This window comes from Massilia sp. P2_C2, assembly GCF_056404615.1.
This window is the reverse complement of record NZ_JBFUDR010000009.1, coordinates 23699-47331: the sequence shown is the minus strand read 5'-3', so window position 1 is coordinate 47331 and position 23633 is coordinate 23699. Positions and strand designations below refer to the sequence as shown.

The 23633-nt window shown below is 67.4% G+C and carries 19 protein-coding genes; 11 read left to right on the top strand and 8 right to left on the bottom strand.

Annotated elements, in window-relative coordinates:
- The 7 genes from AC1DYX_RS02235 to AC1DYX_RS02205 all read left to right on the top strand — a co-directional run.
- The coding region (locus tag AC1DYX_RS02235; RefSeq protein ID WP_477255855.1) for a CoA-acylating methylmalonate-semialdehyde dehydrogenase at nucleotides 1–1181 on the top strand (1181 nt) is incomplete at its 5' end.
- Between the two features lie 126 nt (nucleotides 1182–1307).
- Nucleotides 1308–2684, top strand: a complete 1377-nt coding sequence (locus AC1DYX_RS02230; RefSeq protein ID WP_477255853.1) for an NAD(P)-dependent oxidoreductase — start codon at nucleotides 1308–1310, stop codon at nucleotides 2682–2684.
- Nucleotides 2684–3946, top strand: coding sequence for an NAD-dependent dihydropyrimidine dehydrogenase subunit PreA (gene preA / locus AC1DYX_RS02225; RefSeq protein WP_477255861.1), 1263 nt, complete (start codon nucleotides 2684–2686; stop codon nucleotides 3944–3946). Before AC1DYX_RS02230 ends, preA begins: the two co-directional genes overlap by 1 nt.
- A gap of 178 nt (nucleotides 3947–4124) precedes the next feature.
- Complete coding sequence (locus tag AC1DYX_RS02220; RefSeq protein WP_477255851.1) at nucleotides 4125–5612, top strand: NCS1 family nucleobase:cation symporter-1; 1488 nt, start codon at nucleotides 4125–4127, stop codon at nucleotides 5610–5612.
- 177 nt (nucleotides 5613–5789) lie between these two features.
- A complete protein-coding gene (gene hydA / locus AC1DYX_RS02215; protein ID WP_477255849.1) occupies nucleotides 5790–7178 on the top strand; it encodes a dihydropyrimidinase in 1389 nt (462 codons plus the stop codon).
- A 19-nt stretch (nucleotides 7179–7197) separates the two neighbouring features.
- The gene (locus tag AC1DYX_RS02210; RefSeq protein ID WP_477255847.1) at nucleotides 7198–8481 is read left to right on the top strand and encodes a Zn-dependent hydrolase; all 1284 of its coding nucleotides are present in this window, start codon (nucleotides 7198–7200) and stop codon (nucleotides 8479–8481) included.
- A gap of 211 nt (nucleotides 8482–8692) precedes the next feature.
- Nucleotides 8693–10678, top strand: a complete 1986-nt coding sequence (locus AC1DYX_RS02205; protein WP_477255845.1) for an MHYT domain-containing protein — start codon at nucleotides 8693–8695, stop codon at nucleotides 10676–10678.
- Between the two features lie 10 nt (nucleotides 10679–10688).
- On the opposite strand, the gene AC1DYX_RS02200 is transcribed toward AC1DYX_RS02205, so the two are convergent.
- A complete protein-coding gene (locus tag AC1DYX_RS02200; protein ID WP_477255843.1) occupies nucleotides 10689–11894 on the bottom strand; it encodes an ammonium transporter in 1206 nt (401 codons plus the stop codon).
- 225 nt (nucleotides 11895–12119) lie between these two features.
- Here AC1DYX_RS02200 and AC1DYX_RS02195 point away from each other — a divergent pair, with 225 nt between their 5' ends.
- On the top strand, nucleotides 12120–13940 hold the full coding sequence (locus AC1DYX_RS02195) for a DUF885 domain-containing protein (RefSeq protein ID WP_477255841.1): 1821 nt from the start codon (nucleotides 12120–12122) through the stop codon (nucleotides 13938–13940).
- A gap of 109 nt (nucleotides 13941–14049) precedes the next feature.
- On the opposite strand, the gene AC1DYX_RS02190 is transcribed toward AC1DYX_RS02195, so the two are convergent.
- Nucleotides 14050–14502, bottom strand: coding sequence for a hypothetical protein (locus AC1DYX_RS02190; RefSeq protein WP_477255839.1), 453 nt, complete (start codon nucleotides 14500–14502; stop codon nucleotides 14050–14052).
- A 175-nt stretch (nucleotides 14503–14677) separates the two neighbouring features.
- Between AC1DYX_RS02190 and AC1DYX_RS02185 the strand changes: the two genes are divergently transcribed.
- Nucleotides 14678–15985, top strand: coding sequence for an NRAMP family divalent metal transporter (locus AC1DYX_RS02185; RefSeq protein WP_477255837.1), 1308 nt, complete (start codon nucleotides 14678–14680; stop codon nucleotides 15983–15985).
- Nucleotides 15986–15991: 6 nt separating this feature from the next.
- On the opposite strand, the gene AC1DYX_RS02180 is transcribed toward AC1DYX_RS02185, so the two are convergent.
- The 5 genes from AC1DYX_RS02180 to AC1DYX_RS02160 all read right to left on the bottom strand — a co-directional run bounded on the left by AC1DYX_RS02180 (nucleotide 15992) and on the right by AC1DYX_RS02160 (nucleotide 20713).
- A complete protein-coding gene (locus tag AC1DYX_RS02180) occupies nucleotides 15992–17104 on the bottom strand; it encodes a TIGR03118 family protein (protein ID WP_477255835.1) in 1113 nt (370 codons plus the stop codon).
- Between the two features lie 306 nt (nucleotides 17105–17410).
- Entirely contained in the window at nucleotides 17411–18145 is a 735-nt protein-coding gene (locus AC1DYX_RS02175; protein ID WP_477255833.1) for a TorF family putative porin, read from the bottom strand.
- Nucleotides 18091–19410 carry a S8 family peptidase gene (locus AC1DYX_RS02170; protein WP_477255831.1) on the bottom strand — a complete coding sequence of 440 codons (1320 nt, stop codon included), beginning with the start codon at nucleotides 19408–19410 and terminating at the stop codon, nucleotides 18091–18093. Before AC1DYX_RS02170 ends, AC1DYX_RS02175 begins: the two co-directional genes overlap by 55 nt.
- Nucleotides 19407–20132 (bottom strand): zf-HC2 domain-containing protein, encoded by a 726-nt coding sequence (locus AC1DYX_RS02165; RefSeq protein WP_477255829.1) that lies wholly within the window; start codon nucleotides 20130–20132, stop codon nucleotides 19407–19409. Before AC1DYX_RS02165 ends, AC1DYX_RS02170 begins: the two co-directional genes overlap by 4 nt.
- Nucleotides 20129–20713, bottom strand: a complete 585-nt coding sequence (locus AC1DYX_RS02160) for an RNA polymerase sigma factor (RefSeq protein WP_477255827.1) — start codon at nucleotides 20711–20713, stop codon at nucleotides 20129–20131. Before AC1DYX_RS02160 ends, AC1DYX_RS02165 begins: the two co-directional genes overlap by 4 nt.
- Before the next feature lie 181 nt (nucleotides 20714–20894).
- Between AC1DYX_RS02160 and AC1DYX_RS02155 the strand changes: the two genes are divergently transcribed.
- A complete protein-coding gene (locus AC1DYX_RS02155) occupies nucleotides 20895–21299 on the top strand; it encodes a hypothetical protein (RefSeq protein ID WP_477255825.1) in 405 nt (134 codons plus the stop codon).
- A 72-nt stretch (nucleotides 21300–21371) separates the two neighbouring features.
- Here the strand turns inward: AC1DYX_RS02155 and AC1DYX_RS02150 are convergent, their stop codons facing one another.
- Nucleotides 21372–22310: a LysR substrate-binding domain-containing protein gene (locus AC1DYX_RS02150; protein ID WP_477255823.1), complete on the bottom strand. Its 939-nt coding sequence runs from the start codon at nucleotides 22308–22310 to the stop codon at nucleotides 21372–21374.
- 106 nt (nucleotides 22311–22416) lie between these two features.
- Between AC1DYX_RS02150 and AC1DYX_RS02145 the strand changes: the two genes are divergently transcribed.
- Nucleotides 22417–23628 (top strand): urate hydroxylase PuuD, encoded by a 1212-nt coding sequence (locus tag AC1DYX_RS02145; protein WP_477255821.1) that lies wholly within the window; start codon nucleotides 22417–22419, stop codon nucleotides 23626–23628.
- Nucleotides 23629–23633: the final 5 nt, after the last annotated feature.

Here is a 23633-nt window from a genome sequence, read left to right as displayed (position 1 = left end):
GCATTGAGGTCGTGGAATTCGCCGTCGGYATCCCGCAGATGCTGAAGGGCGAATTCACGGACCAGATCGCGCGCGGCATCGATGCGTGGTCGATGCGCCAGCCGCTGGGTKTCGTCGCCGGCATCACGCCGTTCAACTTCCCCGTGATGGTGCCGATGTGGATGTTCCCCGTCGCCATCGCATGCGGCAATACGTTCATCCTGAAACCGTCCGAGCGCGATCCGTCGCCGTCGCTGCTGCATGCGCGGCTGCTGAAGGAAGCGGGGCTGCCGGACGGCGTGTTCAACGTCGTCCAGGGCGACAAGGCGGCCGTGGACGCGCTGCTGGACCACCCGGACATCCAGGCCGTCAGCTTCGTCGGCTCGACGCCGATCGCGGAATACATCTATGCGCGCGGCTCGGCGGCCGGCAAGCGCGTGCAGGCACTGGGTGGCGCCAAGAATCACATGGTCGTGATGCCGGATGCCGACATGGACATGGCCGTCGACGCCCTCATCGGCGCCGCCTACGGGTCGGCCGGCGAGCGCTGCATGGCGATCTCGGTGGCGGTCGCCGTCGGCGACGCGGGCGATGCCCTCGTGGCCCGGCTGGCCGAGCGCACGCGCGCCCTGAAGGTCGCGGACGGCATGGCGGATGGCGCCGAGATGGGCCCGGTCGTCACGCTCGCCGCGAAGCAGCGCATCGAAAAGCTGATCGGCGAAGGCGTGGAGCAGGGCGCGACGCTCGTCGTGGACGGCCGCGGCTACCGGGTGCCGGACCGTGACAACGGCTTCTTTGTCGGGGGCACGCTGTTCGACCACGTCGAGCCGTCGATGTCGATCTACCGGGAAGAGATTTTCGGCCCCGTGCTGTGCGTCGTGCGCCTGCCGGACGTGGGCAGCGCGCTGGAGCTGATCAACGCGAACGAGTACGGCAACGGCGTCGCCGTGTTCACCCGCGACGGCGGCGTGGCGCGCGAATTCGTGCGCCAGGTCCAGGTGGGCATGGTCGGCGTGAACGTGCCGTTGCCGGTGCCGATGGCGTTCAACAGCTTCGGTGGATGGAAGCGTAGCCTGTTCGGCGACCATCACGCGTACGGGCCTGAGGGCGTGCGGTTTTATACGCGGCACAAGGCCGTCATGCAGCGGTGGCCGAATACCGCCAGCAGCGGGGCCGAGTTCGCGTTTCCGCAGATGAAATAAACACGGCGCGTCACGCCGTAGGGTGGGCACCCCTGTGCCCACGCGTGACGTATGCATCATGCTGGCGTTCGCGTGGGCACGGGGTGCCCACCCGACCTCGTATCACCATGAACTAAAAGGGATGCCATGATCGAGTCACTCCACCACCTGCCGCCGGCCACCGGCACGCACGCCGCCCTGTCCGAGCGGTTCACCGACCTCGCGCCCCCGCTGACCGCGCGCCAGGCCGCCATCGAAAGCGCCCGCTGCCTGTACTGCTATGACGCGCCCTGCACGCGCGTCTGCCCCACGGGCATCGACGTGGCGAGCTTCATCCGCAACATCCACGACGGCAACGTGGAGGGCGCCGCCGTCGGCATCCTGAAGCAGAACATCTTCGGCGGCAGCTGTGCGCGCGTGTGCCCGACGGAGATCCTGTGCGAGGACGCCTGCGTGCGCAACAACGACGCCGAGGGCCAGCCGGTAAAAATCGGCCTGCTGCAGCGCCACGCCATCGACAACGCGCATTTCGCCGGCCATCCGTTCCAGCGCGCGCCCGCCACCGGCAAGACCATCGCCGTCGTCGGCGCCGGCCCGGCCGGCCTGTCATGCGCGCACCGGCTCGCGATGCTGGGCCATGACGTCGTCGTGTTCGAGGCGCGCGACAAGGCCGGCGGCCYGAACGAATACGGCATCGCCAAGTACAAGCTGCCGGGCGACTTCGCCCAGCGCGAGGTGGAGTTCCTGTTGTCCATCGGCGGAATCGAGATCCAGTATGGCCGCATCTTAGGCAGAAACCTGCACCTGCAGGACCTGCACACGCGCTACGACGCCGTGTTCCTCGGCCTGGGCCTGGGCGCCAGCCGCCGCCTCGGGCTGACGGGCGAGGATGCGCCGGGCTTCGCCGCGGCCGTCGACTATATCGCCACCTTGCGCCAGGCGTCCGACCTCGCGGCGCTGCCCGTGCCGAAGCGCGCCATCGTGATCGGCGCCGGCAACACGGCCGTCGACATGGCCGTGCAGATCGGGCGCCTCGGCGCGGACGAGGTGACGCTCGTGTACCGCCGCGGCGTCGAGGCGATGAGCGCCACCGGCCACGAGATCGAGATCGCGAAGATGAACGGCGTACGCATCCGCACCTGGGCCGCGCCGCACGAGGTGTTGCTGGACGCTGCCGGGCGCGTGCGCGGCATGCGCTTCGAGGAGACGCGGCTGGAAGACGGCCGCCTCGCCGGCATGGGTGTCTTCGTCGACATCGCGGCCGATGCCGTGCTCAAGGCGATCGGCCAGCACATGGACAACGACGCTTTGTCCGACCCGCTCGCTGGCGAACTGGAACGGGAAGGCAAGGGGGGAGAACAGCGGATCCGCGTCGACGCCCGTTTCCGGACCAAGCTGMCGGGCGTGTACGCGGGCGGCGACTGCGTGGCGCCGGGGCAGGACCTGACGGTGCAGGCCGTCCAGCACGGCAAGCTGGCCGCGCTGGCGATCCATGACGACATCCTTTCCAAAGCGGAGGCATGATGGTCGACCTGAGCATCGATTTCTGCGGCATCAAGTCGCCGAACCCTTTCTGGCTGGCGTCCGCACCGCCGACCGACAAGGCTTATAACGTCGTGCGCGCCTACGAGGCGGGCTGGGGCGGCGTCGTGTGGAAGACGCTCGGCGAAGATCCGCCGGCCGTCAACGTGTCGTCGCGCTATTCGGCGCTGCACGGGAAGAACCGCGAGGTGATCGGCTTCAACAACATCGAGCTGATCACGGACAGGAGTCTCGAGATCAACCTGCGCGAGATCACGGCGGTCAAGAAGGCGTGGCCGGACCGGGCGCTGGTCGTGTCGATGATGCTGCCGTGCGAGGAAGCGCCGTGGCGCGAGATGCTGCCGCTCGTCGAGGCGACAGGCGCGGACGGCATCGAACTGAATTTCGGCTGCCCGCACGGCATGCCCGAGCGCGGCATGGGCTCGGCCGTGGGCCAGCAGCCGGACCTGATCGAACTCGTCACGCGCTGGTGCAAGATGCATACGCGGCTGCCCGTGATCGTCAAGCTGACGCCGAACATCACGGACGTGCGCGCGCCCGCCCGCGCGGCGCTGGCGGGTGGGGCGGATGCCGTCTCGCTGATCAACACGATCAATTCGATCACGCATTTGGACCTCGACCGCATGGTCGCGTTCCCGGCGGTCGGCAATGCCAGCACGCACGGAGGGTACTGCGGCACGGCCGTGAAGCCCATCGCGCTGAACATGGTGGCCGAAATCGCGCGCGACCCGGTCACGCGGAACCTGCCGATCTCCGGCATCGGCGGCATCGGCAACTGGCGCGACGCGGCCGAGTTCATCGCGCTGGGCGCCGGATCGGTGCAGGTGTGCACCGCCGCGATGCTGCACGGCTTCCGTATCGTCGAGGAGATGAAGGATGGCCTGTCGCGCTGGATGGATTCGAAAGGCTACGAGAACATCGCCGCGTTCGCGCGCAAGGCCGTGCCCAATACGACGGACTGGAAATACCTGGACATGAATTACCAGGTCATCGCGCACATCGACCAGGACAAATGCATCCAGTGCGGCCGCTGCCACGTGGCGTGCGAGGATACGTCGCACCAGGCGGTCGCGCGGATCGTCGACGGGAATGCGCGCAAGTACGAGGTGATCGAGCAGGAATGCGTGGGGTGCAACCTGTGCGAGATCACCTGTCCGGTCGAGGGGTGCATCACCATGGTGCCGCAGGAGACGGGCAAGCCGTACATGAACTGGACGCAGGATCCACGCAATCCGCGGGCGTAGGGTGGGCACCCCGTGCCCACGCGTGACGCCGACACATCGCGAACGATACGCGTGGGCACAGTGACGCCGACACATCGCGAACGTTACGCGTGGGCACAGGGGTGCCCACCCTACGTTTGCCTGGCATCGCTCTTGCTGCTAATGTCGCATTGACCGGCAACCGATGGAGACCGCCCCGATGAGCACCGACCCCGCAACCAACCACGATCTCTGGAACGAGGACCTCGCACCCACCAGCGCCGCGCAGCGCACCTGGCGCTGGTATCACTTCGCCGCCCTGTGGGTCGGCATGGTGATGTGCATCCCGGCCTACACGCTGTCGGCCAGCCTGATCGAGGCCGGCATGTCCGCCTACCAGGCCGTGTTCACCGTGTTCCTCGCGAACGCCATCGTCCTGTTGCCGATGCTGCTGATTGGCCACGCCGGCACCAAGTACGGCATCCCGTACGCCGTGCTGGCGCGCGCCGCGTTCGGCACGCGTGGGGCGCGACTGCCCGCGCTGATGCGCGCCATCGTCGCGTGCGGCTGGTACGGTATCCAGACCTGGTTCGGCGGCAGCATGATCTATACCTTGCTGGGCGTGCTGGCCGGGCACGAGATCGGCGGCGCGAAGCTCGACGGCCTCGGCATCAACGGCGCCCAGCTACTGTGCTTCCTGGCGTTCTGGGCGATCCAGTTCTGGTTCATCGTGCACGGCATGAATGCGATCCGCAGGCTGGAGACGTACACCGCGCCGCTGAAGATCGTGATCTGCTTCGTGCTGCTGGGCTGGGTGTACCAGAAGGCTGGCGGCTTCGGTCCGCTGCTGGACGCACCGTCGCAATTCGTCGCCGGCGGCAAGAAAGCCGGCCAGTTCTGGCCTACGTTCTGGCCGTCGCTGACGGCGATGGTCGGCTTCTGGGCCACGCTCGCGCTGAACATCCCCGACTTCACCCGCTTCGCGCGCACGCAGCGCGACCAGGTGCTGGGCCAGTCGATCGGCCTGCCCGTGCCGATGGGCCTGCTGGCGGCGCTTGCCGTGATCGTCACGTCTGCCACCGTCGTCCTGTACGGCAAGGCCTTGTGGGACCCGGTCGACCTGGCGAGCCGCATGACAGGCGCCGCCGTGCTGATCGCGCTGATCGTCCTGCTCGTCGACACGGTCAGCGTCAACCTGGCCGCGAACCTCGTCGGTCCCGCCTACGATTTTTCCGCGCTGGCGCCACGCCACATCTCGTATCGCACGGGCGGCTACATCACGGCCGGCATCGCGCTCGTGATGATGCCGTGGAAGATCCTGGAATCGACGCAAGGCTATATCTTCACGTGGCTGATCGGCTACTCGGCATTGCTGGGCCCCATCGCGGGCGTGCTGATCATCGACTACTACCTGATCCGCCGCACGGAACTGGCCGTCGACCAGCTGTACCGCGACGACGGCATCTACGGGTATCGCGGCGGCTGGAACCCGGTCGCCATCGTGGCGTTCGCCGCGGGCGTGCTGCCGAATATCCCGGGCTTCCTGAACGCGGCGTTTCCTGCCTCGTTCCCGGACGTGGGCGCCGGCTTCAAGACCCTGTACACCTATGCCTGGTTCGTCGGGATCGCGATTTCCGCGCTCGTCTACGGGCTCATGATGAAGGGCAGGGCGGCCCCGGCGCTGCATCCTGCCCGTTCGCTCGACTGAAGTGCGGGAACGTCGAAAAACCTGCTGCGCGTTGCTCCGGGCCGCGCAGGCTGCCGTCCTGCGATGCTCCGCGGCGGCGGACCGGCTGTACTGTTCGTACAGCTGCGCTTCTCGAACGGCATTGCTGCCGCTCGCGACGGTTTTTCGAGGTTCCCTATTGTTAAATAAGGGGGAGACATGACCATCCTGATCCGTGGCGGTACCGTCGTGAACGCCGACCGCGCGTTCCGCGCCGACGTGCTGTGCGAGGGCGACAGGATCGTCGCCGTGGGCGAGAACCTGGACGCGCCCGCGCACGCGGAGGTGATCGATGCCGGCGGCCAGTACGTGATGCCGGGCGGGATCGACCCGCACACGCACATGCAGCTGCCGTTCATGGGCACCGTCACCGCCGACGATTTCTATACCGGCACGGCGGCTGCGCTCGCGGGCGGCACGACGACGATCATCGACTTCGTGATCCCCGATCCGAAGCAGCGCCTGATGGATGCATTCCAGACGTGGCGCGGCTGGGCCGGGAAGGCCGCGGCCGACTACACGTTCCACGTGGCCGTCACATGGTGGGACGACAGCGTGCACGAGGACATGGGCACGCTCGTCCAGCGCCACGGCGTGAACAGCTTCAAGCACTTCATGGCCTACAAGAACGCCATCATGGCGGACGACGAGACGCTGGTGAAAAGCTTCCGGCGCGCGCTCGAACTGGGCGCGATCCCGACCGTGCACGCGGAGAACGGCGAGCTGGTCTACCAGCTGCAGCGCGAACTGCTGGCCAAGGGCATCCGCGGACCGGAAGCGCATCCGTTGTCGCGGCCGCCCGCCGTGGAGGCCGAGGCGGCCAACCGTGCGATCGCGATCGCGGGCGTCCTGGGCACGCCCGTGTACATCGTGCACGTGTCGTGCGCCGAGTCGCTGGAGGCGATCCAACGGGCCCGCGCGCGGGGGCAGCGCGTGTACGGCGAGGCGCTGGCGGGCCACCTCGTCATCGACGACAGCGTCTATCGCCATCCCGACCCGGAAGTCGCGCGCGCGTACGTGATGAGCCCTCCGTTCCGCTCCAGTCACCACCAGACGGCGCTGTGGCAGGGCCTGCAGGGCGGCAATCTGCACACGACGGCGACGGACCACTGCACGTTCTGCGCCGGCCAGAAGGCGATGGGCGCGGACGATTTCACGCGCATCCCGAACGGCTGCGGCGGCGTCGAGGAACGCATGGCCGTGGTGTGGGACGCGGGCGTGAACACGGGCCGGTTGACGCCGTCCGAATTCGTGCGCGTCACGTCGACGAATGCGGCGCAGATCTTCAATATCTATCCGCGCAAGGGTTCCGTGTCCGTCGGCGCGGATGCCGACATCGTCGTGTGGGATCCGCAGGCCACGCGCACCCTGTCGGCCGCCACGCAGCATTCGAAGGGCGACTTCAACGTGTTCGAAGGCCGCACGGTGCGCGGCGTGGCGACGCACACGGTGGCGGCCGGCAAGCTGGCCTATGCGGACGGCGACCTGCGCGCCGAGCGTGGCGCCGGGCGCTACGTGGAGCGGCCGGCATTCGGCGCCCCCATCTGAATCCAACCGGAGACACACCATGAACGACCTGCGCATCAACGGCACCCGCCTGTGGAACTCCCTGATGGAACTGGCGCAAATCGGCGCCACCGACAAGGGCGGCGTGAAACGCCTCGCGCTGACGGACCTCGACCGGCAGGGCCGCGACCTCGTCGTGCAGTGGGCGCAGGCCGAAGGACTGGCCGTCACCGTCGACCGGATCGGCAACGTCTTCATGCGCCGCGAGGGCGCGAACCCGAACCTTCCCCCGGTCGTCACGGGCAGCCACATCGACACCCAGCCGACGGGCGGCAAGTTCGACGGCAACTACGGCGTGCTGGCCGGCCTGGAAGTCGTGCGCACCCTGAACGAGCGGGGCATCCGGACGGAAGCGTCGCTCGAGGTCGCGTTCTGGACCAACGAGGAAGGCTCGCGCTTCGTGCCCGTGATGATGGGCTCCGGCGTGTTCTGCGGCGCGTTCTCGCTGGAGACGGCATACGCGGCGCGCGACGTCGACGGCAAGTCCGTGGGCGAGGAGCTGGAACGGATCGGCTACCGGGGATCCCAGACGCCGGGCGACCACCCGATCGGCGCCTATTTCGAGGCCCACATCGAGCAGGGGCCCGTGCTGGAGGATGCGAACAGGGTGATCGGCGTCGTCCCGGCCGTGATGGGCCTGTCGTGGTATGACTGCACGGTGAGCGGCATGGAGGCGCACGCCGGTCCCACGCCGATGCATTTGCGCCGCGACGCGCTGCAGGTGGCGACGACGATCATGCAGGAAACGGTGGCGATCGCCAACCGCTATCCGCCGTATGGCCGCGGCACGGTGGGCATGGTGCAGGTGTTCCCGAACAGCCGCAACGTGATCCCGGGCCAGGTGAAATTCAGCATCGACCTGCGCAACGTGACGGACGAGCTGCTGAACACGATGCACGCCGAGATGGAAGCCTTCGTCGAGCGCACGCGGCGCGAGACGGGCCTCGCCATCGACCTGCAGCGCGTGTCGTACTACCCGCCATGCCCGTTCCACCCGGATTGCGTGGACGCCGTGCGCGCCGCGACGGCGCAGCTGGGCTATTCGACGATGGACGTCGTGTCGGGCGCCGGCCACGATGCCATCTATGTCGCGCGGCTGGCGCCGGCCGGCATGATCTTCGTGCCGTGCAAGGACGGCATCAGCCACAACGAGATCGAGGACGCCCAGCCCGCACACCTGGAAGCCGGCTGCAACGTGCTGCTGCACGCGATGCTGGAACGTGCCGGGATCGCCGCTGCCACCGCGCCTGTGGCGGAAAAACGTTTCACAACAGTAACAAAATGAAATTTCCTGTTACTATTCTCGCTGAACTCGCGCGCCGGTAGCATACTGTGGACTGACGCCGACCCGATGCGCCAGTAGCCTCGTCTGGTGGGCACCCCTGTGCCCACCAGACGCGTGCCAGCCCGCGAACATCTGGTGGGCACGGGGTGCCCACCCTACCCGGCGACGCGCCCCCAGCCATTTCACACTTTGCAGCCAGCGAGCGCCAACGATGCTGACAGGATATTACGAGACCCCGCTGGTCCTCACTTCGATCCTCGTCGCCATCGTCGCGTCCTATTCCGCGCTCAGCCTGGCCGGCCGGGTGTCGGAAGCGACGGGACGCACGCGGTTCGCCTGGACCCTCGGCGGCGCGGCCGCGATGGGGTCCGGGATCTGGGCCATGCATTTCGTCGGGATGCTGGCGTTCCGCCTGCCGATTCCGATCGCCTTCGACATTCCCATCACGCTCGTCTCGCTCGTGCTGCCCATCGCCGCGTCCGGCCTGGCGCTGTGGCAGGTGAGCCGCGTCAACCTCAGTCACGTGCGACTCGGCGTCAGCGCCGTGTTGATGGGGGTCGGCATCAACGCGATGCATTACACGGGCATGGCCGCGATGCGCATGCAGCCGGCGATCGTGTACGACCCGCTGCTGTTCGCATTGTCGGTGCTGATCGCGGTCGTCGCGTCGGCGCTGGCGCTGTGGATCGCCTTCCGGCTGCGCCGCAGCACGCCGGACGTGTGGGTGCCGCGCATCGGCGCCGCCGTCGTGATGGGCTTCGCCATCGTCGGCATGCATTACACGGGCATGGCGGCCGCGAGCTTCCCGGCCGACAGCGTATGCATGGCCGCGAACGTGGGCGTGCACCGCGACAGCCTCGCGACGCTCGTCGTGCTGGCCACGTTCTGCGTGCTCGGCCTGTCCCTCATCGCGTCCGTGTTCGACGCGCGGCTGGAGGCGAACGCGCGCATCCTCGCGATATCGCAGGCAACGTCGCTGGAGCGCCAGCAACTGCTCGAACGCGAACGCATCGCGCGCGACCATGCCGAGCGACTGTCCGCGCTGAAGGACGAATTCCTCGCCACGCTGTCGCACGAGCTGCGCACGCCGCTCAGCGCCATCCTCGGCTGGGCCGGCATGCTGCAGCGGGGCGTGAAGGACGAGGCGACGCTGAAGCGGGCGCTCGAGACGATCGAGCGCAACGCGCGCGCCCAGGGCCAGCTGATCGACGACCTGCTCGACATGAGCCGCATCATTTCCGGTACCGTGCGCCTGGACGTGCAGACGGTCGAGCCGGCCCGCGTGATCGAGGCCGCGCTCGGCACCGTGCACCCGGCCGCGGCGGCCAAGTTGATCGCGCTGCGCACCGAGCTGGGACGCGAGCCGGGCGCGCCGCCGCTCGAAGTGCGCGCCGATCCGGGACGGTTGCAGCAGGTGTTGTGGAATCTGCTGGCGAATGCCGTCAAGTTCACGCCGTCGGGCGGCAACGTGCAGGTGCTGCTGGGCCGCGACGGCAACGACGCCGTGATCCGCGTGATCGATTCCGGCATCGGCATCGCGCCCGACTTCCTGCCGTATGTGTTCGACCGCTTCCGCCAGCAGGACGCATCGATCTCGCGCCAGCACGGCGGCCTGGGACTGGGCCTGTCGATCGCCAAGCAACTCGTCGAACTGCACGGCGGCACCATCGCCGTGGACAGCGCCGGCACCCACACGGGCACGACGTTCACCGTGCGCCTGCCGCTGGCGCGCCGCGAGGCGGTCGTGCCGGCGCCGGGTCAGCGCGCGGCTGCGCCGGCGAGCGATCTGGCCGACCTGTCCGGCCTGCGCGTGCTGGTGATCGACGATGCGCCCGATACGCTGGACGTGCTGGAACAAATCCTCACGGTCAGCGGCGCCGCCACGATGACGGCGCCCGGCGCCGGCGCGGCGCTGGCCCTGCTGGAGCGCGAGAAGCCGGACGTGATCGTCAGCGACGTGGGCATGCCCGAGGTCGATGGCTTCGAGCTGATGCGGCGCATCCGCCTGGGCGCCGCGACGGCCGCCATCCCGGCCATCGCCCTGACGGCGTTCACGCGCCAGGACGACCGCATCAAGGCGTTGCAGGCAGGCTTTACGGATTATCTCGCCAAGCCGGTCGAACCGGCCGCGCTGGCGGCGGCCATCCGGCGTGCGGTGGCGCGCGGTGACAAGGAGCCGGCCGCGCGCGAGATGTAACGAGGTGTAATTACTGGAACGTCGTTTCGCGTTCCGGCGTGGCGCTGATCCGGTGGATGGCCAGATCGGCGCCGTCGTATTCCTGCTCGGCGTCCAGGCGCAGCCCGACGGTGGCCTTCAGCAGGCCGTAGACGAGGACGCCGCCGATACCGGCGATGGCGATGCCCAGCAGGGTGCCGATCAGCTGCGACGCGAGCGAGATGCCGCCCAGGCCACCCAGCGCCTTGTCGCCAAAGATGCCGGCCGCGATGCCGCCCCAGGCGCCGCACAGGCCGTGCAGGGGCCACACGCCCAGCACGTCGTCGATCTTCCAGCGGTTCTGCGCCAGCGTGAACATCACGACGAAGATGGCACCGGCCACTGCACCCGTGACGAGGGCGCCGAGCGGATGCATCAGGTCCGAGCCGGCGCACACGGCGACGAGGCCGGCCAGCGGGCCGTTGTAGACGAAGCCGGGGTCGTTCCTGCCCATCACGAACGCGGTCAGCGTGCCGCCCACGAGGGCCATCAGGGAGTTCACGGCGACGAGGCCGTTCATCTTGTCCAGCGTCTGGGCGCTCATCACGTTGAAGCCGAACCAGCCGACCGTCAGGATCCAGGCGCCCAGCGCGAGGAACGGAATGTTCGACGGCGGATGCGCCGAGATGCGGCCATCCCTGGTGTAGCGGCCGCGGCGCGCGCCCAGCAGCAGGACGGCCGGCAGCGCGGCCCAGCCGCCCACGGCGTGCACGACGACGGAGCCGGCGAAGTCGTGGAACGGCGTGCCGAAGGCGGATGCGAGCCAGTCCTGCACACCGAAACGGTTATTCCAGGCGATGCCTTCGAACAACGGGTAGACGAGGCCCACGAGCAGGGCGGTGGCGGCCATCTGCGGGTGGAATTTGGCGCGCTCGGCGATGCCGCCCGAAATGATGGCGGGGATCGCGGCGGCGAACGTCAGCAGGAAGAAGAATTTCACCAGCTCGTAGCCGTTCTTCGCGACGAGCGTGTCGGTGGCGCCCAGGAAGTGGATGCCGTAGGCGATGCCATAGCCGACGAAGAAATAGGCAATCGTCGACACCGCGAAGTCGATCAGGATCTTGACCAGGGCGTTGACCTGGTTCTTGCGGCGGACCGTGCCCAATTCGAGAAAGGCGAAACCGGCGTGCATCGCCAGGATCATGATCCCGCCGAGCAGAATGAAGAGCGCGTCGGCTCCGCTTTTGAATGCATCCATGCGTTACTACTCCAAAAAAGTGCAAGTTGGTCAGATAAGCACTTCTTCTTAGCAATAAACGTTCCAATTTGGTGAAAGCGTGCACTACCAGTGAACATATGCCATGCATTGCCCCGCAAGTGTGCAGAAGCACCGTATAGGTGCATGCAATGCGCCAAAATGGGGATATGGTCGATCCGGCAACTCGTAGTATCCTTTTGGGCAACAACCTCACAAAGGAGACCCATGAATTCCACGTTGAACGCCGCCATCCTCGCGGCCCTGTTGGCGGCCGGCGCACCTATCCTGTCCGCCCAGGCCGCCACACCCCCGGCAACCCCCACGCCATCCGCCTCCGCCGCCGAACGCCAGCTCGACCGCCTGGCCGCCCGCTTCTACGATACGCGCGCCCGCTTCGACCCGCTGCTGTACGCCACCGCCAACGGCGACAGCCGCTACGACGACCAGATCGGCATGGCCATCTCGCCCAGGGTACGCGCCCGTTACTTCGCCGCGAACCACAAGTTGCTGGACGAGTTGCACCGGCTCGCCGGCGCGCGCCTGTCCGACAAGGCGCGGCTGAACTACGCCATCCTCGAATTCGAGATCCGCAGCCAGCTGGACCTCGAACGCTTCCCCGAGCACCTGCTGCCGCTGAACCACTTCGACAATATCCCGAGCACGCTCGCCAATTACGCGAGCGGCACGGGTTCGCAGCCGCTGGCGACGCCCGCGCAGTACCGCGCCTATCTCGCCCGGCTGGAACAGCTGCCGGCGTGGATAGACCAGGCCATCGCCAACATGAAGGAGGGCGTTAAAAAGGGTGTCGTGCAGCCGAAGGCGATCACCGCGAAGATGCTGCCGCAGTTCCGCCAGCTGGCGGCGGGCAATCCGGAAGCAGGCATCTTCTATACGCCCATCAGGAACCTGCCGGCCGGCTTCTCCGACCAGGATCGCACGAGCCTGACGGCCGGTTATCGCCAGGCCGCGCAACAGATCGACGCCGCGCTCGCGCGCCTGAACACCTACCTCGAGAAGGATTACCTGCCTGCCGGCCGGGAGACGGCCGGCTATGGCGCGCTGCCGGATGGCGCCGCGTGGTACCAGGCGCGCATCCGCAACAACACGAACCTCGACCTGGCGCCTGCGGAAATCCATGCATTGGGCGAGAAGGAAGTGGTGCGCATCCAGCAGCAGATGGCCACCCTGGCGCCCAAGCTGGGTTATGACGGCCAGTTCAAGACGTTCCCGCAATGGGTCGCCGCCCAGCCGCGCTTCAAGCCGTTCACGAGCGACCGCGAGGTGCTGGACCGCTACCGCGCGATCTATGGCACGGTGGAGGCGAAGCTGCCGCAGTATTTCAGCCTGCTGCCGAAGGCAAAGCTGGACATCCAGCTGGAGCCGGAACTGACCCGCGCCACGGCGTCCGACCACTACACGCCCGTCGCCGCCGACGGTTCGCATCCGGGCGTGTTCTGGGCCGTCGTCAACGACCCGAAGGATTACAGCACGGTCGGCATGACGAGCCTGTTCCTGCACGAGGGCGTGCCGGGCCACCACCTGCACGCGGCGCTGCTGAAGGAATTGCCGCTGCCGGACTTCCGCAAGTTTTTCACGGAGCATCCGAGCGCCGCCGCGTACACGGAGGGCTGGGCGCTGTACTGCGAGACGCTGGGCCGCGAATTCGGCCTGTACGACGACCCGGCCGCATACTACGGCCACCTGAACGACGAATTGCTGCGCGCCGTGCGCCTCGTCGTCGACACCGGCATGCATGCCCAGGGCTGGTCGCGCGAGAAGGCGGTCGCGTACATGATGGACAACCTCGGCTACAGCGAGGCGCGCGCAACGAACCAGGTCGAGCGCTACATGGTGTGGCCGGGGCAGGCGCTGGCGTACAAGGTGGGCGCGCTGAAGATCCTCGACCTGCGCGCGCGGGCGCAGCGCGAACTGGGGCCGAAGTTCAGCTACGCGCGCTTCCACGAGGTAGTGCTGGGCGACGGTACCTTGCCGTTGACTATCCTGCAGGCGCAGGTGGAGAAGTGGATCGCGGCGGAGAGGCGATAAACAGGAATAATCGCACTCTTTGACGCGGGCGCCATGATGCAATTGGCGCCCGCGTCAAATCAACGCATGATCGCCACCCAAAAAAGTGTCGGAGGTTGTCAGGGATTGATTATTTCCCGGCTCCCGGAACCACACAGACCTTCTTCTTGAATGCTTCGTAGTTATTGAGCGCTCCGGCTGTCCGATGGCGCGTACAGTAATCCGAAAATTTTTCCCGATTAAAAACTCGCGGGTCCATCTCTCTGGTCTGCAAATCCAGCGCGACGGTGTCTTCAACCTTGCAAAGCCCGTCCTTATGCCAATCGAAAAGATCTTTGCAATCTTCATCCGAGAGCTCCAGCCCTCCATCGCCGCGTTTCACGACTGGCCGGTATCCGCACTTCTTGGTCACGAGCTCGATGACTGCATCTCTTCCTGCAAGGTCCTCGAGCCGTTTTGCTTCGCGCGACGTCGCCGTCGCCTCCGAGCAGGCGGCATAGGCCGCGGCATCTTTTGGGTGTGGAGCGCCTGCCGCATGAGCGACATCCGCAATCAGCAGTAACAAAACCGATATGTACTTCATATTCCTCGTCGTATAAGGGACCATTGCCAGCATAGCATGTTGCCATGAGGAAAAATGCGTAAATTGTCTCGGCCGAGCCCTGTCGCCCACGAATGCGATCGGTCGGCGCAACGGCCTCGGCACAGTGTGCGCACGCGTACATATCGCCGGCGCTCATGCGTGCATGATGGTCCTCATGAAAGCCGAGGACACGAAGGATGCCGACGGATCGACAGCGCCGCCGTCGCCGGAAGCCTCGACCTGGCTGGCCAAGCTGGGTCCGGGCCTGATCACCGGCGCCGCCGACGACGACCCGAGCGGCATCGCCACCTATTCGCAGGCCGGCGCCCAGTTCGGGTTCAACCTGCTGTGGACCCTGCTGCTGACGTATCCGCTGATGGCCGCCATCCAGGTCATCAGCGCCCACATCGGCCGCGTGACGGGACGCGGCCTTGCCACCAACCTGCAGCGCTTTGCGCCGCGCCTGGTGGTGTGGGTCATCGTCGGCCTGCTGCTCGTCGCGAACATCATCAACATCGCGGCCGACGTGGCGGCGATGGGCGATGCGATGGCCCTCGTCGTGCCCGGACGCCCGTTGTGGTATGCCGTCGGCTTCGGCGTGCTGTCCGTGCTGCTGCAAGTGTTCATCCCGTACCAGCGCTACGTGAACCTGCTGAAATGGCTCACGCTCGTGCTGCTCGCCTACGTAGCCACCGTGTTCGTCATCCATGTGCCGTGGGGCACGGTGCTGAAGTCCACCGTATGGCCGCACATGGCGTGGCACAAGGACTACCTGACGACGATCGTCGCCGTGTTCGGCACGACGATCAGCCCCTACCTGTTCTTCTGGCAGGCCGCGCAGGAAGTCGAGGAGCTGCGCGCGGACGACGACGCGCAGCCGCTGCGCCGCGCGCCCGAGCAGGTCGAGGTGCAGTTCAGCCGCATCCGGTTCGACACGCTGGTCGGCATGGCCGTGTCGAACGCCGTCGCCTTTTTCATCATGCTGACGACGGCCGCCACCCTGCACGCGCAGGGCGTGCATGACCTGCAATCGTCGGCGCAGGCGGCATCGGCGCTCAGGCCCGTTGCCGGCGAGCTCGCGTTCATCCTGTTCGCGCTGGGCATCGTCGGCACGGGCCTGCTCGCGATCCCCGTGCTGGCCGGTTCCGCCGCATACGCGATGGCCGGCACGTTCCACTGGAAGAGCAGCCTGGGCGCCGAGTTCCCGGCGGCCCGCAAGTTCTACGCGATCATCATCGTCGCCACGCTGGCCGGCGTCGGCATCAACTTCATGCCGCTCGACCCCATCAAGGCCTTGTACTGGAGCGCCGTGCTGAACGGCGTCATCGCCGTGCCCGTGATGGCGATCATGATGCTCGTCGCATCGAGTCCGCGCATCATGGGCGAACTCACGATCGCGCCGCGCCTGCGTGCACTGGGCTGGCTGTGCACCGGCGTGATGGCGGCGGCGACCGTGTCGATGTTCGCCTCGTTCCTGTCCTGAACGCCTTTATTGCATGTCGATGCGTCCATAGGCGCCGTGTGCTTCGTCGCCCGGCCCGGCCGTGTAGAACAGGGTGTTCGTCGGCTGGTTGTTGACGCCGTTGCCGAACGCGATGCCCCACAGGCCGTCGATGACGATGGGCGTGTGGTCGGCCTTCTGCAGCGTGCCGATGAAGGCGCCCGTGGTCGGGTTGTAGGCGTTGATCTTGCCGTCGCCAAAGTTACCCACGAGCAGGGCGTTGCTGAAGTCGCCGAAGTTGGACGGTGCCATCGCCAGGCCCCACGGTGCGTTCAGATTACCGCCGGTGACCAGCCGCTTGACCATGTTCCCGGCCGTGTCGTACGCATCGACGATGCCGAGGCCCGCCCCCTTGACCTCATCGTTGCCGCCGGTCTCGCGCTGGGCATAGGCCACGTAGATGCGGTCGCCGATGGTCTGGATGCCGAATGGGGCATAGCCAGTCGGCAAGTTCGGATCGGTGAAGGTGCCGGGCAGGGTTGCCTTCTGCCAGTTGGCGTCGTAGACGTCGACGCGGTTGTTGTGGAAGTCGGCTGCGTACAGGTAATTGGCGCCGTTATATGCGCCGATCGCGAGGCCCTTGTAGACGGCGTTGCCGCCCATGTCGACGGCGATCACGGCATTGTTGCGGTTGACGGTGGGCGACCAGCCCGACACGGTGCCCGCCTCGCCCACGAAGATGAAGGGGCTGGCGCCGGTGACGCCGTTCTGCGTGACCTTGAAGTCGGTACTGCCGTTGTACACGATGCCGGTCGGGGCGGCCGCGCCGGCCGTGCCGGACGGAATCGCGACGACGAGCGATTGCGGCACGCCATTGCCGTCGTAAAGGGTCGACGTCGAGGTGCCGTTGTTGGCGACCCAGACGAAGGCGGTCGGGTTGAACGCGATGCCCCAGGCGTTGACGAGATGCGTGTCGAGGTTCGCCGCATCCGTGCCCTGGTCCGCGACGAGGGTCTTGGTGGCAAAGGTGCTGGTCATGCCGCCGTTCCCCATCGGATGGTCGTCGTCACCGCCGCCGCACGACGCCAGGAAGGCGCCGAGGACGATACTGGACAGTCCGGCCTTGAGCATGCGAACGGCCGCTTGCGATTGCAGGTTCATGATGGCTCCTTTTGGAGTGCGCGAGATAGGAGCCGTGTATGCCCCCGTCTGCGTGCAAGGTTCAATCGGAGCGCGTTTTTTTTGAAATTCGGGGTCAGGAAATTCGGGGTCAGAGCATAAATTCGGGGTCAGAGCACATTTCTGATCAATGTCTCGGCGGACACGAGTCCTCGACGCAAACCCAAGACATCGATAGGCGCGTGATGGGACGGCATCAGCTATTTGGGCTTCCTTGCTTTAGAGATCCTGCACCAAAAAGTGCTCTGACCCCGAATTGTCGAGGAAATGTGCTCTGACCCCGAATTTTTAGAAGCGGCGGCTGATGCTGGCGACGAGGGCGCGGGCGCGCGGTATCTCGGTGTCGGACGCATTCACGAGCGTCTGCCAGCCGGCCTGCAGGCGCCAGTCGCCTGTGTCGAACGCGAGTGTGGCGCGCAGATCGGCGCGGTCACGTGACTCCCGGTAATAGTGGCCGAACGTGCGCAGCACGCCGGCGTGCAACGCGAGGCTCACCCCGTCGTTCAGCGGGGTGCCGCCCAGCGGGATGCTGCCGTTCAGGTCGAGGTAGGCCGTGCGGCCCGCGTTGTAATAGGTCGGTGCATACGACAGGCGCGCGCTGGCGCGCTCCAGCGCCAGGCCGGCGTAGAACTCGAAGTAGTCGTCATGGCGGTTGCGCAGGAACGCCGTGCGGCTGATGCCGGCATCCCAGGACAGGCCCGACGTCAACGGCAGCGCCCGCCCGCCGTAGACGATCAGCTGGCCCTGCCGGTGGCCGTACAAGGTGACGGGCGAGGCGAAGGCGCCGGTATACCAGCCGCCCTCGGCGTCATGGTCGACGCGCAGCTGCAGCGCGGGTTGGGGGCCGAGCGAGACGCCGCGCACCGAGTATTCGGACACGAGGGTGATGTCGGCACTGGTCTGCGCCCACGCCGCACGCGCGAGCACGAGGGCGGCGAGGGTGGCGAGGCGGAATGCGCGCGCGCCCGTCAACGCGGGCGCGGGGAAGGAAGGCTGGCGGTCGTGGCGGTGGATGGCGGACATGGGCAAACGCAGGCTCCCGCGGCACGTGCAATGGCCGCGCAGGCGTCTATGCTACCAGCTTGTCCGGACGCCGACGCTAACGCGGCAGGGAGGATGCGCGCGCCACCGTCGAGATCGGCCCGCAGCCGGGCCGGCGCCGTGCCGGGACGCAGTTCGAGCACCAGCGCGGCCAGCCCGGCCACGTGGGCCGCCGCATACGACGAGCCCGACACCATGCCCCAGCGTGCGCCCGGCAGCGACGTGGGCACGTCCGTACCCGGCGCGCGCAGCGATCCGGGCGGCGCCACGCGCTGCGTGTCGGACGCGACCGCGATCACGCCCGGGTGCGAGGCGGGAAAGCCGCCGTCGGGCAGCGCGGGATCGGCTGCCCCGACGAGCGTCACGCCGCGCGCGAGGGCCGCGTCGAGCAGGGCCTGCAGCAGCCGGTCCTGCGGTCCGCCCAGGCTCATGTTGATGATGCGCGCATCGTTCATCAGCGCGAAATTGATCGCCTTGCCGAGCGTGAAGGTATTGCAGCGCGCGGTCGACCCGGCCGGCTCCCAGCAGGCGCGCAGGGCCAGCAATTGGGCGTCCGGCGCGATGCCCGCGATGCCCAGGCCGTTGCCTTCGTGCGCGGCGATGATGCCGGCGACGGCCGTCCCGTGGGCCTCCGCGGCGTCCGGCACCGTGTCGACGAAGTTGCGGCGCAGCTTGACCTGGCCCGCGAGGTCGGGGTGGTCCGCGTCGACGCCGCTGTCGATGACGGCCACCGTCACGCCGCGTCCCGTGCTGGCGCGGTGCAGCGTGGCCAGTTGCCAGACGCGCGTGGCCGGCTGCACGGGCAACAACGGATCGGCGTCGGCCAGGCCGTGGTATTCCTGGATGGGCTGGGCCCAGGCGACGCGCGGATCGTGCGCCAGCGCGGCCAGCAGCCGGTCGAGCGGCCCGCCGCTGCCGGCCTTCGCATCTTCCATCACGAAGCAGTCGATGCCGATGGCGGGCATCGGCCAGTCGTCGACGACGCGCAGGCCGTAGGTGGCGGCAAGGTCGCGCGCGACGCGCCGCCGCGCGGCGCGGGTGCCGTCGTCCGTGTAGCCGCCGCCATACGTGCCGTCGGGACGGAAGTGCGGCGACGGCATGCGCAGCATGACGAGTACCTGGCGTGCGGCCGGCGCCGCCGTCGTGCGCGCGTCCTGCGGCGTCGAGCCTTCCGCGTGCGCGGGCGGCAGCGCGAGCGCGCAACACGCCGTAAACAGAGCGAGGAGACGGATGAGCAGTGTGTTCACGGTCGTTCGTCCGCACTGAGCGGCTCGGCCAGCGTCACGGCCGGCTCCGCGCGCAGCCGCGCCAGCACGGGCGCGAGCCGGCCGTCCGCGCCGACCAGCCAGGCATCCGTGACGGTGGGACCGCCGACGATGTGGGCGCCGCTGGCGCGCACGATGCGGCGCAGTTCGCGTTCCGGCGTGTCGGGCTGGAAGGTCACCACGACGCGCGCCGCGCCGTTCGCGCCGGCCGCGCCGAGTACGTGGTAGTCGTTTGCCGTGTCCGGCTGGGTGGACAGGCGCGCGAGCAGTACCGCCAGCACGGCGATCGCGCAGAACTGCAGGGCCACGGCGGCGCGCAGCCAGGTGCCGTCGTTGGCGGCCAGGCGCGTGCGCCAGCGTTGCAGCAGGCTGGGTGCCGGCTGCGCGGGCACGGCCTGCACTGTCTGTACTGTCTGTACTGTCTGCACTTCAGGAGCATCCTGCGCCGGCAGCGGCGCGTCGAGGTGCGGCAGCAGGCGTCCGAGTGCGCGCTCCGGATCCCAGTCGAGGTCAGTCCCCGGCCCGACCGCATGCACCGTGCGCAACACCGCGAGGTCGGCGCGGCACAGTGCGCAGGTTTCCACGTGGGTCTGCACGCGTTCCAGTTCGGTGCCGCCCAGGGTGCCGTTGGCGAGCCAGGGCAGGGCGTCCTGGGCCTCGCGGTGGCGCGTGTCGTCGGCGGCCGAATCGACGTAGGGGTTCATGGCCGGACCTCCAGCTGGTCTTCCAGCAGCGTTGCCAGGCGGCGGCGCGCGTGAAACAGGCGCGTCTTGACGGTGTTGACGGGACATTCCATGATTTCTGCGATTTCTGCGTAGCCCATATCGTGATAGAAGGTCAGCTGGAACGCGGCCCGCTGCGCCAGCGGCAAGGTGGCGACGGCGGCGTCGACGGCCTGCGCGAGGCGCTGCTGCTCGAGGCGCCAGTCGGGCCGGCCGGCATCGTCGCCCACGCACTCGTCGGCCGAGGCTTCGATCGGCTCGTCGAGGGCGTGCAACGCCTTGCAGGCCTTGCGGTAGGCGATCGCGAACACCCAGGTCGACACCTTGCAGCTGCCGTCGAACGTGGCGGCCTTCTGCCAGACGACCAGCAGCGTGTCATTGACGATCTCCTCGATCAGTGGCACGCTGCGCGTCATCCGTTGCAGGAAGCGCGCCAGGCGCGGGAAATACGCGCGGTACAGCATCTCGAAGGCGTGCCGGTCCCCGGCCGCCACACGGCCGACCAGGATGGCGTCGCCCTCGGCCGTTCCGGCCGCCGCCTGTGCTTCGATCTTCCTATCCACGCATGCGTTCTCCGCTGTTTTGCGGTGAATACCTTCTGGCCGCCCCAAGGTTCATGCGCCGCATACATTTTTTGCCGCATGCCATTCTTGCACGGATCGGCGCCGGCGGGGCGGTGCAAATCGTGTTGCCGGGATGATCTGGTCATGTCACGATGTAGCCATGTCAATCAGATACAAACCCATGAAACGATTCGCCATTTCCCTGATCGCCTTCGCCCTGGCCGGCAGCGCCTACGCCCAGTTCACCCCGCAGGCACAAGCCAGGCGTGAAGCGCGTTCGCTCGGCTATACCCGTGTCGCCGACGCGCGCGAGGCCGTACCCAAGCTGCCCGGCGCCAAGGTCACCCATCCGGACGGCTGGACCGTCGTCACGGTGCCGCAACCCGAGATCGCCGTGTGGTCGTTCGTGCCGGAGGGCCACGAGGCCTATCCGGCCGTCGTCCGACGCCTGGTCCGCAAGAACGACAAGGGCACCTTCCTCGAAATGAAAGTGCTGTGCGAAGCGAAGAAGGATGCATGCCAGAAACTGACCGCGCAGTTCCAGCAGATGACGGCGCAGATGCAGAAGGCGATGCAGGCCAGGTAGGGTGGGCACCCCGTGCCCACGCGTGACGTAAGCGGTCCGTTGGCGTCACGCGTGGGCGGAGGGCCGCCCACCCTACCGGTTGACGACGACCTTGGCCGCCGCCGTCACCTGGTCGCGCAGCCATTTGTGCTCGGGCGACTGGTGCACGCGCTGGTGCCACAGTTGATAGAAACGCATCGGCGGGAACTTGATCGGCACCGTGAAGTTTTTCAGCGGCAGCGTCTTTTCGTAGAAGCGGATGAACTGGCGGCCCGTCGTCAGCACGAGGTCCGTCTGCGTGAGCATGTACGGGATCAGGCCGAAATAGGGCGATTCCACGGCCACCTTGCGGTGCAAGCCCTGGCGTTCGAGGAAGGCGTCGATCACGCCGTGGTAGCCGGGCAGCATCGCGGTCGGCGCGATGTGGGGCAAGGTCAGGTAGTCCTCGACCGTCATCGCGTCGGACGCCGTGCGCCTGGCATAGGCGCTGTCGGCGCGCATCGTGCAGATGATCGGGTCTTCGAACAGCTTGGAGATGTGCAGGTGCGACGGCGGTTCGTCCCAGTTGGCGATCACGAGGTCCATCTCGCCGTCCGACAGCATGCGCAAGTAGTCCGTGCCCGGCCCCTGGTGGTGGATCGTCACCCGGCTGTTCGGTGCCCCGCGCCGGATAGCCGCGACGACGCCCGGCAGGAATTGCGTGTCGAGATAGTCGGGCGCGGCGATGTGGAACGTGCGGTCGGCCTGCTCCGGCACGAACGGCGTCTTGCGCACGAACAGGCTCTCCGTTTCGTCGAGGATGCGCTTGGCCGGCTTGAGCAGGCTTTCGCCGTGCTGCGTCGGCACCATGCCACGCGCGCCGCGCACGAGCAGCGGGTCGCCCGTCAGCTCGCGCAGCTTGCGCAGCGAGGCCGAAATCGACGGCTGCGGCTGGTTCAGCTTCAGGGCGACGCGCGAGACGTTCTTTTCGACCAGGAGCAGGTACAGGATGCGGATCAGGTGCAGGTCGAGGTGCAGGGGAAGGGCGGACATGGGCGTCTCGTTATATATGTTTGCTGATTTTCAATATACGATATTTTTCATGTCGGATAAACAGCGGGGTTGGTGTTCCCTGTCTGTCACGCTTGTAGGAGCTTGAATGGAAGCCTTTGGATACCTGGTCCCGTATGCACTCGACTGGATGAACATGCTGGTGCGCTGGCTGCACGTCATCACCGGCATCGCCTGGATCGGCGCGTCGTTCTATTTCGTCTGGCTGGACAATTCGCTGCGCCCGCCGGCGCCCGGCTCCGACCTCGCGCGGAAGGGCGTGGCGGGCGAGCTGTGGGCCGTGCACGGCGGCGGCTTCTACAATCCGCAGAAATACCTGGTGGCACCTGCCGAGCTGCCCGCGGAGCTGCACTGGTTCAAGTGGGAAGCGCATTCGACGTGGCTGTCGGGCTTCGCGCTGCTGGTCATCGTGTACTGGCTGAACGCGCAGGCCATGATGGTCGACCGCAGCGTGGCCGACCTGTCGGGGTGGCAGGCCGTCGGCGTCGGACTCGGCAGCCTCGTCGCGGGGTGGGTCGTGTACGACCTGCTGTGCGGATCAAAGCTGGGCCGGCACGACCTGGCGTTCGGCGTTGTGGTCTTCGCGCTGCTGGTGGGCGCGGCGTGGGGGCTCACGCACGTCCTCGGCGGCCGCGCGGCGTATATCCACGTGGGTGCGATGATCGGCACGATCATGGTCGCGAACGTGGCCATGGTGATCATCCCCGGCCAGCGCAGGATGGTCGAGGCGATGCGCGCGGGCGGCAAGCCGGACCCGGTCTACGGCATCCGCGGCAAGCAGCGCAGCGTCCACAACAACTACTTCACGTTGCCGGTGCTGTTCATCATGATCAGCAACCACTTCGCGATGACCTACCGCCACCCGCATGCCTGGGCCGTGCTGGCCGTGATCATGGCGGCCGGCGTGTTCATCCGCCATTTCTTCAACCTGCGCCACAAGGGACGCGTGGAGTGGATCTATCCGGCGGTCGGGGTGGCGCTGCTGCTGGGGCTCGCGGTGGCGCTGGCGCCGCCGCGCCCGGCCGCGGGCGCGGGTGTGGTCGACTTTTCGCGGGTGGAGACGATTATCCGGGTGCGCTGCGTGTCATGCCACGCGCCGCACCCGACGCAGCCGGGCTTTGCCAGCGCGCCGGCCGGCGTGATGCTGGACGACGCCCAAGGCATCGTCCGCAACGCGCCGCGCATCTACCAGCAGGCCGTGCAGCTGAAGGCGATGCCGCTGGCGAACATGACCAATATGACCGATGAGGAGAGGGCGCAGTTGGGGGCGTGGTACGAAAGCGGTGCGAAAACCCGATGACGCGA

What these genes read in the sequence shown, in the direction of transcription:
- preA (WP_477255861.1), top strand. Translation starts at nt 2,684, where the DNA reads ATGGTCGACCTGAGCATCGATTTCTGCGGCATCAAGTCGCCGAACCCT.
- AC1DYX_RS02220 (WP_477255851.1), top strand. Translation starts at nt 4,125, where the DNA reads ATGAGCACCGACCCCGCAACCAACCACGATCTCTGGAACGAGGACCTC.
- hydA (WP_477255849.1), top strand. Translation starts at nt 5,790, where the DNA reads ATGACCATCCTGATCCGTGGCGGTACCGTCGTGAACGCCGACCGCGCG.
- AC1DYX_RS02210 (WP_477255847.1), top strand. Translation starts at nt 7,198, where the DNA reads ATGAACGACCTGCGCATCAACGGCACCCGCCTGTGGAACTCCCTGATG.
- AC1DYX_RS02205 (WP_477255845.1), top strand. Translation starts at nt 8,693, where the DNA reads ATGCTGACAGGATATTACGAGACCCCGCTGGTCCTCACTTCGATCCTC.
- AC1DYX_RS02200 (WP_477255843.1), bottom strand. Translation starts at nt 11,894, where the DNA reads ATGGATGCATTCAAAAGCGGAGCCGACGCGCTCTTCATTCTGCTCGGC.
- AC1DYX_RS02195 (WP_477255841.1), top strand. Translation starts at nt 12,120, where the DNA reads ATGAATTCCACGTTGAACGCCGCCATCCTCGCGGCCCTGTTGGCGGCC.
- AC1DYX_RS02190 (WP_477255839.1), bottom strand. Translation starts at nt 14,502, where the DNA reads ATGAAGTACATATCGGTTTTGTTACTGCTGATTGCGGATGTCGCTCAT.
- AC1DYX_RS02185 (WP_477255837.1), top strand. Translation starts at nt 14,678, where the DNA reads ATGAAAGCCGAGGACACGAAGGATGCCGACGGATCGACAGCGCCGCCG.
- AC1DYX_RS02180 (WP_477255835.1), bottom strand. Translation starts at nt 17,104, where the DNA reads ATGAACCTGCAATCGCAAGCGGCCGTTCGCATGCTCAAGGCCGGACTG.
- AC1DYX_RS02175 (WP_477255833.1), bottom strand. Translation starts at nt 18,145, where the DNA reads ATGTCCGCCATCCACCGCCACGACCGCCAGCCTTCCTTCCCCGCGCCC.
- AC1DYX_RS02165 (WP_477255829.1), bottom strand. Translation starts at nt 20,132, where the DNA reads ATGAACCCCTACGTCGATTCGGCCGCCGACGACACGCGCCACCGCGAG.
- AC1DYX_RS02155 (WP_477255825.1), top strand. Translation starts at nt 20,895, where the DNA reads ATGAAACGATTCGCCATTTCCCTGATCGCCTTCGCCCTGGCCGGCAGC.
- AC1DYX_RS02150 (WP_477255823.1), bottom strand. Translation starts at nt 22,310, where the DNA reads ATGTCCGCCCTTCCCCTGCACCTCGACCTGCACCTGATCCGCATCCTG.
- AC1DYX_RS02145 (WP_477255821.1), top strand. Translation starts at nt 22,417, where the DNA reads ATGGAAGCCTTTGGATACCTGGTCCCGTATGCACTCGACTGGATGAAC.